This is a genomic window from Brevundimonas sp. BH3, from assembly GCF_045345115.1.
GTDB lineage: Bacteria > Pseudomonadota > Alphaproteobacteria > Caulobacterales > Caulobacteraceae > Brevundimonas.
Map to the genome: position 1 here is coordinate 2,033,955 of NZ_CP150796.1, position 14,732 is coordinate 2,048,686.

General features: G+C 58.2%; 5 protein-coding genes. 2 read left to right on the forward strand and 3 right to left on the reverse strand.

Translation table 11 applies throughout. The features are described from left to right. From WEU32_RS10030 to WEU32_RS10040, 3 genes are all read right to left on the reverse strand, one after another. Positions 1–7,608, reverse strand: a complete 7,608-nt coding sequence (locus WEU32_RS10030) for a UvrD-helicase domain-containing protein (protein WP_406851787.1) — start codon at positions 7,606–7,608, stop codon at positions 1–3. Between the two features lie 254 nt (positions 7,609–7,862). Further along, a complete protein-coding gene (locus tag WEU32_RS10035) occupies positions 7,863–8,555 on the reverse strand; it encodes an IS6 family transposase (RefSeq protein ID WP_406851788.1) in 693 nt (230 codons plus the stop codon). Beyond that, a complete protein-coding gene (locus WEU32_RS10040) occupies positions 8,536–10,080 on the reverse strand; it encodes a hypothetical protein (protein WP_406851789.1) in 1,545 nt (514 codons plus the stop codon). The genes WEU32_RS10035 and WEU32_RS10040 overlap by 20 nt, the downstream gene beginning before the upstream one ends. Positions 10,081–10,684: 604 nt before the next feature. Here WEU32_RS10040 and WEU32_RS10045 point away from each other — a divergent pair. Both WEU32_RS10045 and WEU32_RS10050 read left to right on the forward strand, forming a co-directional pair. Then, positions 10,685–13,564: an MrcB family domain-containing protein gene (locus WEU32_RS10045; RefSeq protein ID WP_406851790.1), complete on the forward strand. Its 2,880-nt coding sequence runs from the start codon at positions 10,685–10,687 to the stop codon at positions 13,562–13,564. After that, positions 13,564–14,631 carry a 5-methylcytosine restriction system specificity protein McrC gene (locus tag WEU32_RS10050; RefSeq protein WP_406851791.1) on the forward strand — a complete coding sequence of 356 codons (1,068 nt, stop codon included), beginning with the start codon at positions 13,564–13,566 and terminating at the stop codon, positions 14,629–14,631. Before WEU32_RS10045 ends, WEU32_RS10050 begins: the two co-directional genes overlap by 1 nt. The last annotated feature ends 101 nt before the right edge of the window (positions 14,632–14,732 follow it).

The following is a 14,732-nucleotide window of genomic DNA, read 5'->3' on the forward strand; positions in this document are numbered from 1 at the left end:
CTAACGCAGCCGCCCGTTGACCAAAACGGCATATCCCCAGCCGCGGCGGACGGCGATTTCGCCAGCAGCCTCACGATTTCGATCATCAACCGGGTAGCGTACCACTGCGCTGACCTTGAGGTCTGATCCGCCGGTGCCCACTCCAAACTTCTTGGCAACGCATCCGATTTGGTGCCGCTGTCCTGTCCTATCTGTATGGAACAAAGTCCACCCGTTACTACCCAATGTGATGCGATCACCAATATTCACGCAGGTCTCGATGTAGGACTGGCAATCATTCGGGTTTGGGTTGAAATTGCTTCGACGAACAGCCCAACTAAGGTCAATCTGGTCATGAGCGCCTGTAAGGACCTTCTCCCCTCCGGCCTCACCGGGGTGACGGCAGGGATCAGTACGGCCCCAAGCAAACTCCCGCTGCCCCATAAAATAGACCAACCGGGATTTTGCTCGGGTGAGGGCCACATAGAGCAGCCGCGCCTCTTCTGCGGCGTCATCTTCTAAGGCTTCCTTCGAAGTTGCGGCATCTCCGAAAGATGTTCGAGAGGGGGCGACGACGACATTGTCATATTCCAGCCCCTTCACCTTGTGAATTGTCGACACCACAATCTCTTGCCCGTCTTTCCTGCTGCTCATGAGGCGCAAGAGTTCATCGCGTTGCAGATTTCTGATGAAGCGCAGCAGGGTTGAAAGGTGCGGAAAGACACTTTCTTCGCAACAGAGCTCCCACAGATTCGTCAAATCAAACCAGGTTCCGCCCGACGATGTAGTCTCAGGGATTGCAATTGAAGCCGTAAACGTCGCAAGGAGCTCTTGTGCGAGGGAGTCATTCAACGCGCGATCACCTTTCGCAACTTCGACTTCGAGAAAATCGCACCACAACGCGACATGCCTTAGGTCAGAAATACGCATGTTTTCGCTGCTCTGAACTGAAATGCTCCCGAAATGGGAGGTCAGGTGTCGGTGGATCTCGGCAACTTCGTCGTTAGTGCGGCAAAGTACAGCCAGGGAACCCGGATTTTCACGATGAAGGCGCAGGCAAGTTTTGACAATTTCGTCAATCACCTGATCTCTGCTCCAGTCCCGGGCCACAATACGTTCGCAACGGCTAGCGCCCGCTGTCGAGGATTGCCGTAGCAAGGTCGATTTCAGGCGGCGCGACCTGCTGCTTCTGGCAAAGAAGCCGGAGATCATCTTCTGGCTCATTTCCACGATTTCCGCGCCGGAACGGAAATTCACGCAGAGTTCAAGGCAGCGAAGATGCTCGTCGCCAAACTCCGCCTTGAAGCGGTCAAAATAGGTCTCCGCAAATCCACCGCGGCGCAGGGGGCCGGCCTTCCTTTGCCAGCGCAAGATGTCCTGATCGTCATCGCCGATTACCATGACACCAGCTCTCTCGCCGCTGCCGCGATGCAGGTTGCTTATGATGCCATAGACGTCGTCGGTGACGTCTTGAAACTCGTCCACCAGGATGCAACGGCAACCGCCCGCCACCTGTTCGCGAAATGCCGGGTCTGAGGTAAGTCTTGCCGCAAAATTCCCGAGCAGGTTCTCCATGTCCTGACCCACGCTGCCGTCGATGCCAGCAAGGCTCAACCTCGCAAGCCCGTGGAAGGTGTGTATACGAACCTGAGAGGCATAGGCCGAATAGCCAAGCGTTCTGAACAGATCCCGTATCCGCTTTCTGATTTCAAAGACAACGGCCCGGTTGAAAGCCAAGACAACAATTTCTGCAGGCTTGATGTGCTGCTCTCGGATCAGATGGGCAATCCGGCCAACGAGCACGGAGGTCTTCCCTGCACCCGGGCCCGCATTGACCAAGAGATGTTGATCGAAACGGTGGGACATTGCCTGCCACTGTGCGGGCTCTTCGGAATTTTGATAGCGTTCGAAAAATTCGACTGCCTTCGTCGCACGCAACTGATCGCGTTTGGACGCGATGAAACCGATAGCCTCGTCTCCTTGATCTTCGATCTCACCGAGCTGGCCTTCCAGAAATGCCTTCAGGTCCGCGCCACTCGCCTGAGCGAAATATCCGCCTATGAAGGGCTCCCGTGCTGGCTTGGGCAGGTTCGCGAAAACTTCCATCGCGAATGTGCGGGTTTCGGCCAATTCGTTGACGTCATTCAGTTCTTCGACAAGCTCGGGATGCCGATCAAGACCGGGGAACTCGTTGGACAAAGAGAGAATATAGGACAGAGGCACGAGTTCAGGCTGAACGCTGACGAGGTTCAGAGATGAGGAGAGGCGAAGTAGTGTCTCCAAGTCATTGATTCTGAATTTCTTTCTCGGATGCGCGGTTTCCAGACCCCGGATCAGGTCGTGAACCTCGACTTCTTTGAGCCCCCCTTCGAATGCTCTGGAAAAAAGGGTCAGAAGCGAGGGGATCAAGGCAAGAAGTTCATTGCACCTACCGGCGGCATTTCTTTGGTGTGCACTCGACATTTGAGCCTGCCAGAGCACGCCCTCATCTGGCGCTCGCACGATCTGTTTGATTCTGATGCCGCAGGCACGAGCGAGGGTACGGAACCCGTAAATAAAAGCCCGCTCATAGCGGCGGCGCAGAGCTTGCCGTTCGGCTTGCTCCTTCGGGGACGAGGGGGTTTCATCCTGGTTGCAGAAATCGAACGCAGACTGATCCAGATATTCTAAGGGAGTGAACTCTGCGCGATCCCGCGATTTCAAATGCTGGATCAAGCTGCGAACGGCGCTGCCGACTGTCTCGACCAGAACGGCGTTCCGTTCTTTCGGTTCCGACAACAGCGGCCGCTTGGCGAACTCGAGTGTCCAGCGCAGTTGCAGCCCCTGCCGGTGTTGCAGATCCACGAGACAGGCCATTGTCTCGTCTCTGCTAGAGATCCTGCACTGACGGCGTATCTGCGAGATGTTGATCAGTGCGGTGTCAGAGGCGGTACCCAACCGGCGCCGGGTTGGCGTGGGATCCGGCTGATCGGTCCGCACGCCAACAAGCTCGGTTAGCCAGTTGAGAATGCCTCCCAAGAGGCCGCTGCGCTGTGGATGCCTTTGATCAGAATTGTTGAGGGACCCGTCAGAGTCCTCGCCGACTGCGATGGCGTGTATGGCTTTGGCCACACGCCCAGTCGGAGAGGCTTCAGCGGCAATGGCTGCGAGTCGGCTGGGGAAGAGTGTGACCGACAGTAGATCAGGGATCATACCAAGCTGAGTTAGGTGGCCAGCCTTTTCCAGCCAGTACAGGGCCATGCGCAGCTTGGTCGCGTTCGCTCTCATCTGTGCCGCGCTCTTGTAGGGCTCGAACCCATGGCTGGGAACGAAAGCAATCTTGTGACCCTCGATAATTTCGGCTGCCTCGTTTATCTTGCCTCCGATCTCGTCAATTTGTGGCGAGCGCAGCTCGTTCACGGCGCGAAGGCCGCGCATGTTCTCGAAGTCAGCAGAAGAGGCCAGCAGTTTGGCCTCCAACTGATCTAAGCCCGCCCGCCGCTTTTCAACGACGCCCCGCCCGATACGACCGACTTCCTGAAGATAGTCCTCGAGGTACGCAGGCGGAGAAAGATGGACGACCCAATGGATGTCAGGAATATCCATTCCCATGCCAAAGGCTTTGGTTGCGACCAAGATATCTAGGTCCCCGTCGCGGAACCGAGTGTAAATGTCGTCTCTCGTCGCTGAATCGAGACCGGCGTGATAGCTCTCGACCTCGCATCCGGCAGTCTCCGTCAAGCGCTTAGCAAGATCATCTGCGTGCGCGCGACGCGTCACGAAGATGATGACCGCGCTTCTTTGTCCGGTTGCACGCCTATTTTCACGGGCCTGCTGTATTGCCTGCTGGATGTGGGGAAGACGTTCGGCCAGAGCTGTTTCAAAATCCTGACTGTCTAGGATATTTCCCCTAACCAGAAGAGGATCCACATCGATATGCGCACGTAGCGGGTTCGAAGATGCGTCCGCATCGGGGCATACAGCCAACGGAAGCCGCAGATGTGCGGGCGCACCTCCTGCAAGCAAATTGCGAATGCTGCGCCGGTCCGAGGCAGTAAGAGTTGCGGAGAGGAGCAGGAAAGGCGTGACTTCGTTGAAGTCAGTGCCTCGAAGACTGCGCATGAGCAAAGTGAATGCGTGGAAATAATCCGGGCGGAACTCGTATCCCCATTGGTTCACGCAATGAGCTTCATCGAAGACAACATATTCAAGTCCTTCATCAGTTTCCATCCGCCGGCGAAGGACATCGAGGAACGCCGCATTGCGCAAACGCTCAGGGGCCACATAGAGCAATACGATCCGATGATCGAGCACACCTTGAAGCACCTCAGCCAGTTCGAAGCGGGGCCGGTCACTGTTCACGTAGTCGACCGATTCCGCAAAGCCCTGTTCGTGAAGTCTTGCGACCTGATCCTGCATAAGCGCCTTGAGTGGCGATATCACGAGCGTCAACCGTCTGTTGCGCAGTCCGCGGCAGAGCGACGGAACTTGGAAAAGCACAGATTTGCCTTCCCCCGTCGGCAAGGCGACCATGACATCGCTGCCGCGTGTACGTATTGCCTCCATTGCCTGCTTCTGGGTAGGTTTGAAGCCGCTGACCGCGTTGCCGCCTGACTTGCCCGGAGGCTGCCAATTGGTGACAAGAAATTGTTCCATGGTTGCAAAGTCGGACGGCGCGTCCTCGCGTTGGACCTGCAGCGTTTCGAATGCCAGCTGCAGCCGCTTGCGGTCCTCCTTCGGCAAAGACCCATCCGGCAAGGGATGCTTTTCCACGAAGGCAAGCAATTCGAAGTTTGACACTTCGGCACGGGCGTCTAGCAGGATGGGAGCGTGTATTGACTCGTTCAGGCCGGTTTCCTTCAGCCAGAACTCCAGGAAACGCCCGACAAGTGCCGGCGCGGTCTCAAGTATACTTGCCTCTGGAACGGCGATTTTTTCGGCGCCGGGGGCCGCGCGTGTTTCCTCGGAATTCACTACGTTGTCGCTTGTTTCGGCATCAGCCAGAGCGAACCATTCTTCGAGTGGCAAGGCTTCGACGAGCGGGAGAAGTTTTACGTCAAGGGTCGCTGCAAGACGCTGCCAGTCCCGCCATTGGTCAATTGTGTCGACAATGGCAAAGTTGCGGCCGGCCGCCCGCCGCAGATGCTCACGCCGACTACGATGGGGCGGGCACATCTCGCCAAGCCCGATTTCAGCACATGCCGCGCTCAGGATCTGCATCAAGGCCGAACTTGTGGAACTGGCGACGAGAAGAATAGGAATGGCGTCGTCGCGACGGATTGCGCAGAATGCCTCGATAACCCCCGTCCAGTAGGAGGCCTGGTCAGCGGAGCCGGGAAACAACCCCGGATACTGCCGCACAGCGAGAAACGGCCGCTTCGTCAAGGCCGATGCCGGAGGTTTGACCACTTGGGTTGCGGTTGGCACCCGGATGGTTCGGAAACTTCGCCAACTGCCGCTGACATCGAGACGCTGAGCCGCACTGTCCCGTTTGAGCCACAAACCAGCGCCGGGTTCCGTAATCTTGATCAGCGGCGCATATCGAGAGCCACCTTCCATGTCTGTCTGCCCCGGTTTAACCGTTTGGCGATCCACGATAACGAAGCGACCTTCGGGCAGCATCGCATGGATGCTCGAACCATCGACCTCTGACCACCACGAGGAAGCTCGCGGAATCGGTGCCACGCAGATTCTTCCATCTATGGCAGGGACAAAGCTCGCGCCGTCGATCGCCTCAGAAAGACCTTCCAACCCCTCAATCAGCCACAGGGGCAACATTGATCGCCTTAGGGCAATTTCCTCCGCTTCTGCCCGCTGGCAGATCGCCAAGAGCACTTGGGCAATGGGGGACTGCGCAAAGGCTTCCTTCAGGTCGCGATCCAGGAGTTCGACATCAATTTGCCATCGCTCTCTCGGAAGCCTTTCGTCGGGATTGGCCGACACCACGGAAACACCTGGCACCCAGTCAACGGCCGTTAGTTCGTGGTCTGGCAACAGCACGAGTTCGACAGGATCTTGCTCAGTGGCAATCAGATATTCGGGGCGTGACCTGGCCAAGGGTGCAGCAGATACAAGGGGTGGGCAAATCGCGCAGAACAACTCTGCCGTGTCGTTGAACTGTCCCGCAAGAATTTTAGCCGTGAGTTCGGCCGGCAGCATGCGCATCTGCTGGACAAAAAGCGCAAGTGTGGCCTCTGCATCGTCCTCGGCATGATGTGCACCTCCAAGCGCATGTGATGGCGCCGAAGGATCCAGCAAAAACTTCACGAGCATCGTATCCCAGATCAGCGGCGCAGAGTCTGGAGGCAAACGGGCGGCAAGGATCGGCCAGTCCCACGCCAGGATGTTATGACCCACCACCAGCGTGGTGTGTTGCAGCCGTTGGGTCAGGTCTGCCAGCGCCGCGTCGAAATCCGTCCCGACTGTCGCATCGTGCAGTCGCTGTGTCGGACCCGACCCAGAACAGCCAACTTCCCATATGTTTTCCCCATCGGTTTCAAGGTCAATGGCAAGAACACAGTGGTGGACCAGTCTATCCAATACTTCGGGCCGATCACCAATCGCGGCGACGAGCGGCGAGATATCCTGTTTCCAGCCGGTTCGAACCTTGTGCTCTGCCGCATTCGAAAGCCGCCCAAACAGTCTCGGCGCAACAGCCGGATCCTGCACCGCAAGCTCGTCACAGCAGGCTTGGTCCAAGATAGCATTTTCCGCTAGGATCATCATCCAGTCACGGAGCGCGCTAGAAAGTCGAAGATTGCGCCTCAGAATTCGCTGCGCGGCTATGGCTTCATAGGCGTTCTTGCCTTCAAACCATTCAAGGTGACTGTGATCTAACTGATCGTTGACATGACGCAGAACAAACCACTCCAGAATGGCAGCCTTGTCGTCGTCATTTAGCCTTCGCGTCGGTTTTACGTCCGAAGTATGCGTTTCGGAAACCCTTGGCGGAGACGCCCATGAGGAGGAAAGCCATTTTTTCTGCGGCTCACCCAGTGCGCTTAATTGAGCCGGAGAGAAATATTCCAGAAGATCCAAAACCGAACACCGCGAACTCGCCGGATCAATCATTTCTCGAAAATCAAAGCGGCAGGACTTCAGCATTTCTTCCAGCTGTACCTGCTTCAGATTCTCGGTGTCCAGGTCTGAAATCAGTCTCAACCAGGTAGCGCCAAGCAATGGGTCGCGCAAATCAGAGGGAGCCTGCCCATCCCATTGTTTAACATACCATTTCGCTTCCACTAACTGATGAATCTGCTTGAGGGAGCGCGCTTTGAGAACGTCAAGTCTGTAGGCATCAAGATCTGCTTGGCAAGCGGGTACTTGTAGCCCGCCCCAATCCAAATCTTCCGCCCGCACCCATTGCACGATGCATTGTCGGCTAAGCTCCTTTGCCCGAGACCCAATCTGGCACAGCAGCAGATCGCCAACGTTAATTGCCTCGAAATCCCGTTGGCCCGCCAAGTTCGACGTTACATGGAAGAAGAACTCATCATCGCCGAACTCGCATCTCGCAAACCCAAACCCTCGGTCTTCAACCAAACGTTCGATTTTCGCCACGAAAGGCAGGCGAACAAGACTCGATCGAAATTGTTGCGTGTCGGTCCGTGCTGTACGAGAAGAAGACAGACTGGATTTCTGGAGATTCAATTGGTTACCGGACGCTCAGTGTATGCAGAAGCATTTGAAGCATGCGTATGGTGCAGGGCGACACATCAGTAGCTTGCATGGAGGTGGGGTGGATTCCACTCTTACCCCAGCGTCGTGGATGGGCCAAGAAGGGTCTGCGAGTATCCACAAAGGAGGACAGTCATGTCGTAAATACCACGGTCGGGCTCGACCTTGCGAAGACGGTGCTGTCAGGGTAACTGAGCGCAGCCGAAAGCCCTCTACCCTGCTCATTCTCAGGCGGTAGCGGCCGCCCATGCGGTATCCGCATCGACGCGAAAACGACGAAGTGTGGATCTGCTGATCAGATGGCGCTGGATGTTGAAGGTGTTGTAGATCGCTGCGTGGGTAGTGAGAAATCTTTGTGCTGAGGCTTGGGATTTGAACCTCTGCTGCTGCCTCTCCCGTCGCCGGATCGGCAGGTGCGAGTTCTCGACACGGTTGTTATCTCGAAGCCGACCGGGACGATGAAGGTGCCGTAGTTCCAGCTGATCGAGCGCCGCACCGTACGATGCCAGTCCGTCCGTTGTTATGCTTTCAGGCTCGACAGGCTGGTTGCGAAGAAGTCGTTTGAGCAGCTTCAAAGCCGCCCCTATATCCCGTCGACGCTGGACGATGACATCTAAAACCTCTCCTTCGTCGTCGACCGCACGCCACAGATACATGCGTCGGCCGCCGATCTTGCAAACCATCTCATCGAGATGCCAACGGCCTGTCGGTGGCACTCTCCGCTTCTTTAGCCGCCGTGCAATCAGAGGCCCGAACTTGATCGTCCAGCACCGGATCGTTTCGTAGCTGACGTCAATTCCGCGTTGCGCCATCATTTCCTCGACGTCGCGGAAGCTAAGATTAAAGCGAAAGTACAACCACACGGCATGACGGATCACCTCCGCCGGAAACCGATGACGCTTAAACGATAGTGGCTTCATAAAACGCCTGCTCCACCAATGGCTTGTAGCCATCAAAGTGGAGCACCTTTAGCGTTAGACTGACAGCACCTGCACGTTGCGTGCCTTCAGTCGTGTACTCGAACCGCCACCAAACCAAGGCCCCGGCCGGTGCCCAGACCGCACCAGGGTGAGCCACGCTTCTCCAGTCCGCCGCCTGGGCCTGGGCACTCGGATTGGCCTGGCCAGCGTCCATCGCCTGATCAATGATCCGCTCTATGAGAATCCTGGGAAGATGCTCTCGTTTGAGCGCGGCCAAGGCCGCGCGGACCTCGCCCGCCAGTACTGCGGTCGCAGAGTAGAGGACGTCGCCGCTAGAGGCGTACCGGGCTGAAGCCCAAGTCGTGACTCGGTCACAGATCACGAGGGCCTGCGCCAGGGGCATGCCGGTATCTGGACTTGCCAGGTCGGGCTCGGCCCAAGCGCGCCACCGCGAGAGGCGCGGCCCGATCTTGGCCATCTTGTCCGCATCGCCTTCGGCGTACTCGCGCTCCTTCTCCGCGACCTCAGCCCAGGCTGAAGTCCATTCCTCCCCTCCCCGACCCGGCGCTTCCTCAAGAGAGGACGCCAGACGTCGCGCAGCGCGGGGCGCGATGGGGGAGTTCGGGAAGACCAGAAGCTCCATCAGTGCGTGGGGGTCGAACGGCGACCAGGCCCCCTTGAAGGCCAGAAGCAGGAGTTGCATGGAGCCGCGATGGACTGAGGACTGGCTGCGCCCTGCCTGCGGTTGACCGGAGGCGTGAAGACCATGATCCAGGAGGGCGGTGTCTCCATCCTGGGCCACCAGAACCATGCTCGGCACCGATCTGGCAGCCACCCACTGACCAAGTAGTTCCGCAGCCAAGGGCTCACTGGCTGCTGTCGCGACAGTAACGGTTCCATCCGCTCCTACCAGCGGCTCCGACGCACCAAGTACCCATCGCTGAAGCTTGCCGAGAGAGGTCTCGGCCGGTGCCGCCGCCGCAAGCGGAACGGTTTCGACCACGCAGCCTAGGGCCTGAAGTCGTTCGACGAGCCGGCGCAGCGGCGACTCCAACAGGTCAACGCCATCGATCAAACGAAGCCGCATCAGCGGGGAAGTCTTTGCGCGCTCCAACGCCCTGATCAGGCCTACAATCCGGTCCGGAAGACCGGGCGGCACGCTAGTCGCTTCGCGACAGGCCGCGGCGAGATCAGCAATACGAGCTTGTTTCCACTCATGATCCGGCGACCATCCCAGGCCGACTAGTTCATCTCGCCACGTCAGCACCATGCGTGAGGTCGACCATGGATCCATGACCAGGGAACGCGACCAGAAATAGTCCCCCTCAAGCGCCTCAAGCGCGGCTTGGAAGGCGGCGACCCGCACAACCTGGGGACGGAAGGGTTCACCCAGACCCAAAGCGGTTTCGAGAATATCGACCAGACCGACAGGTCCAACTACAGGCTGGCCAAGCGCCCCGCTCGCGCCGCCGCCGTGGTCTGGACTGGCACCCCGGTCGGCCCAAAGTCCGAAAACTACATCCATCCCCATCGCCTTCCCGGCTCATACTGCCCCGGTTTACCCAGGATCGCCCCATGGCAGAGTTGCCCCAATACCGATAACTTATGATTGCCGAACCAAACATCCATAGTTTTTTTTCAGCTCTCAAGCCCACACTCGAGTGGACGATCCCGGATCGGAAAGTCTCGTCGGATTTCAGCAGCCGCCCCGTGCTTTTGGCGAGATGTTCGTTCTCCCCCGGTGCAGACGCCGCTTCCCGCCGCGAGCGCACCCAACCGAATGCCCCGAAGCTGACGCGCTCAACGTCCGGAATGAGGCAGGAGCGGTATTTCCGAAGGTCCGCTTTCAGGCAAACGTCCCTGTCCTTTTCGCCTAAGAGCCATTCCTAAAAACTTTGTCGCCAGGTCGAATACGGAGGTCGAATACGGATCGCTCCCTTCGCCGCTTCCGCGCTGAAGACGACACGGCATGTGTGGCGGCAATAGCTTGAGCATGGCGGGGTGGGGGCTTCTGACCTGGTCGCCGTTTACGTAACAGCACCGATTTTCCGGAGTCATCTCATTCCGCCTCGCGCTGCGGTGTTGACGCCCCCTGGCGAAGCCTGCAATCAGGGTGCGAGGGGAAACCAATGAGCCTGAACCTACTGACTGATCCCGCGGCCGTCGAAGCAGCCATGGACGAATATGAGGCGCTCGGCGGCGAGGCTTTTCGAGCTAAGTACGGGTTTGGCAAAGCCAAGAACTGGTTCGTCATACGCGCCGGCAAGCTCTACGATTCCAAGGCCATTGCCGGGGTTGCAGTGGGTAAGCAACACCCCGATCGCGGCCCACTCAGCTCAAACGACTTCTCGGGTGGAGAAACCTCGGTGAAGCGGATCTTGGAGGGCCTAGGCTTCACGGTCTGGTCCAGCGACGCCACGGCCCCCTTCCGGTCAGAAGAAGCGCTTGCGCAAGTCCGCACCGCCTGGGGACCCGAGCAGTCGCTGGTCAAATACTTGGCGGTATGGCGCACGCCCTCTGGCCGAGAACTGGCGCTCCAGCTAACACAGGAATCGGTGCGGGTATGGACGGAGATCTTAGCGCCAGCGGACGTGGGATCTTCGACCCACTATGGACCGTCAGAGACCCGCCATAGCGCGCTCAACTCGAACGCCCCACGCCTAGCCCAGCCGAACCCCGCCTGGCTGACGGTGGTGGATTCACCCGCTGCCCTGGATCGCCTAATCACTTGGTATGCTGACGAGGCCGTCACCGAATTGAACTTGCGAGCACTGGAAGAACTCAAGGCCAACTTCAAGCGCGAAATGCCCGGTTTCAAGAGCTTCGCTGCTCCCGGCCAGACCTACCTGGAGTACGAGCGCCACTATAAAGACGAACTGGCCGCACTCTTCCGTTCTGAAGTTTTGCCTTTGCTGGCAAGCGACCTGGACGATGCGAGCGCAGCGGCGTTGACCACCGCCTACCACAGCATTCTCACCCGTAAACTCCAAGCGGCCGGCCGCCCCCAGAACCTAATTGGCTGGCAGGCGGTCGATCGGCTCAAGCCCTTAGACAGCAAGCAATCGGCGCGTCTGGGGCGCGCACTTAACAGCCTGCTCGGCGAAGAAGGCGTCGCCGTGGATCGACTAGACGCCTTCATCGTAGAGGCTGGCGAGGCGTTCCGAGAAGCCGGCGCAACGGGTCCGCTAGGTATCGCTCGATTCTTGGGGTCCTGTGCGTTGATGCTCCAGGACCCGAACGCTTTCGTCGCCATTCGGACCGACCTGTATGAGCTAGGCCTGCGGCGTCTTAAAGATCAAAAATTTCCCGCCTATAACGATGAACCGGACCGCGTTCGAAGTGCACTGATGCTCACCGAAGAGGTGCATGATGCTCTGACCGACGCCGGTTGGCAGCCCCGAGATCTCATCGACATCCAGAGCTTTTTATGGGTGAGCCTGATGTATGACGGCACGAAGGAAGGAAGTACCATGTTCGCGCAGACTATGGAGGCGTTCCTGAACCGCTTCCGCGAAGTCCGCGAAACCCCTTTCAAAACTATCCCGGATCTCTGGTCGACCATGACGCGGTTGAAGAATCGCCTAGAGGTCTTGCCTAGCATCCAAAACCGCCCCGAGATCAAGGTAGATTGGAGCTTAGGCAAAGGCGTCTGGGCCTCCGTGCCCTGGATCGCACTCATGAATGAGCGTGAAACCACCTCGACCCAGAATGGCCTCTACATCGTCTTTCTCATCAACCGAGATTTGTCGGAGATCCAGCTCTGCCTCGCGCAGGGAACCACCGAGCTGGTTAACGAACACAAGCAGTCGGGCGCTCTACCCATCCTGCGTGCGCGATCTGATCAATACCGCGCCCTCGTCCCCGAACTAGCTTCGGCCGGCTTCCGATTGGATGACGACATAGACCTGGGTGCTGAGGGCTGGCGAGCTCAGAGTTATAGGGCCGGCTGTGTCGCCCACATGCCGTTCGCAACCGACGACCTGCCGTCCGACGAAGTGTTAGAACGCGTTATGGAGGCGCTGCTACAAGCCTACGAAACCGCGCTCGCCGGACGGGGCGAACAGCCTGATCCTGAATCTTCTTCCAACGGACGGGGCGAACAGCCTGATCCTGAATCTTCTTCCAACGTGCCCTACACTATAGACGATGCGATCAAAGGCCTATTCCTTGAGCGCGAAGAATTCGAGCGCATCCTCGCAATTTGGAAACACAAGAAGAACCTCGTCCTCCAAGGCGCGCCAGGCGTCGGCAAGAGCTTCATCGCGCGCCGCCTGGCCTATGCGCTGATGACGCAGAAGGACCTCTCCCGGGTAGAGGTGGTCCAGTTCCATCAGTCCTACGGCTATGAGGACTTCATCCAAGGGTATCGACCTACCCAAGACGGTGGTTTCGAGCTGCGCGACGGCGTCTTCCATCGCTTCTGCGAGGCCGCTCGTAAGCGCCCAGGCGTGCCGCATGTCTTCATCATAGACGAGATCAACCGCGGCAACCTGTCGAAGATCTTCGGTGAGTTAATGCTGCTGATCGAGCACGACAAACGATCATCAGAATGGTCCGCCCGCCTGGCCTATGCGTCCCCGGATGATGCGCCCTTCCATGTTCCAGACAATGTCTGGCTGCTAGGCATGATGAACACTGCGGACCGCTCCCTGTCGATGGTCGACTACGCCCTGCGGCGGCGTTTCGCCTTCGTTACGCTAAAGCCAGAGTTCATGTCTCAAGCCTTCGGCGCGCATCTGGCTGATGCGGGCGTCGCGCCCGACCTGATCTCTGCCATCGTTCAGGGCATGCAGGAGCTCAACATCGCGATCGGTGACGACCGGATAAACTTGGGCCCCGGGTTCCAAATTGGGCATAGCTTCTTTACGCCGGCGGCGGATCAGGCTGTTGGGCGCGCCTGGTTTGAACAGGTCGTCGAAACCGAGATCCGCCCGCTCCTGGAGGAGTATTGGTTCGACGCACCGGATCGCGCAGACGAATGGCGTCTGCGGCTGCTCAGTCACCTGTGATGATCCCGATCCGTAACCTCTACTACCTCTTCTGCTATGCCTGGCAGCGGTTTCCGCCAGGCGGTGCAGTCGAGACTGGTGTGGACGCCGCGCCCGATCTACCGAACCTATTCGCTCGCCTGCTAGTTAACGACGTCAACGCCCTACTTCGCCGTGGTCTCGATCGCGGCTATCGCACGTTCGTTGAGGAGACCCGCGCGCCACGCGGACGACTGCTATTGGACGCTATCGTGAAGGAGCAGACTTTGCGGCGCGGTGCCGTCGTTTGCGCCGTTGATGAGCTGACCCCGGACGTCGTTCACAATCGCATCGTCAAAGCCGCGGCTCGAGTTCTTGCCCGCACCCGAGGTGTTGAGACCGCGCTGGTCCACGAGCTAGGCGCAATCGTTCTCAAGCTACAAGCTGTGAGCGATGTCAGACTGAGTGCGGACATTTTCAAAGGCGTACAGCTGTCTCGAAACACCCGCCACTACGCCCCCCTTATGAAGCTGTGCGAGCTAGTCTGGCGGGCTCAGATGCCAGACGAAAACGGTGATGGAAGTCGCTTCGCCGATATCCTTAAAGACGAAGTGACGATGTCAGCGGTCTTCGAAGACTTCCTACGGAACTTCTACGTCCATCATCAGACCCGTTACCGCGTCAGCCGCGAGGTCATGTCCTGGGATGCGATCGCTCTGGACGAGGTCTCCCACGGCCGGTTGCCGATTATGGAGACGGACATAACGCTACGATCGCGCGAACGAACCATCGTGATGGACGCCAAATTCTACAAGGAGACACTGGTCTCCCGAGGCGGAGCCGGAAAGGTCCGCTCCGGGCACCTCTACCAACTGTTCGCCTATCTGGAGCATGCCAGTGCCCGAACGCCAGAGCGATCATGTGAAGGCGTACTGATCTATCCAACCGTAGGCATCGAGGTCGCCCTACGATACCGCATCCGCGGTCATGAGGTTCTGGTTAAGACGGTGAACCTAGATCGCGAGTGGCCAGAGATTCATCGGGATCTGATCGGCGTCCCCCTGACGTTCGATGCGCCCGCCCCGCACCCTGCTCCATTAGCTGCTTGATCACCTGAAGTGCGTGTGGAGGTCAAAGACTATGCTCTTTGGATCAAACATATCGAGAGCACCCACCAAGAGATCTGACGCTAGCTATTCTCGAGTTTGGC

What these genes read in the sequence shown, in the direction of transcription:
- WEU32_RS10035 (WP_406851788.1), bottom strand. Translation starts at nt 8,555, where the DNA reads ATGAAGCCACTATCGTTTAAGCGTCATCGGTTTCCGGCGGAGGTGATC.
- WEU32_RS10040 (WP_406851789.1), bottom strand. Translation starts at nt 10,080, where the DNA reads ATGGATGTAGTTTTCGGACTTTGGGCCGACCGGGGTGCCAGTCCAGAC.
- WEU32_RS10045 (WP_406851790.1), top strand. Translation starts at nt 10,685, where the DNA reads ATGAGCCTGAACCTACTGACTGATCCCGCGGCCGTCGAAGCAGCCATG.
- WEU32_RS10050 (WP_406851791.1), top strand. Translation starts at nt 13,564, where the DNA reads ATGATCCCGATCCGTAACCTCTACTACCTCTTCTGCTATGCCTGGCAG.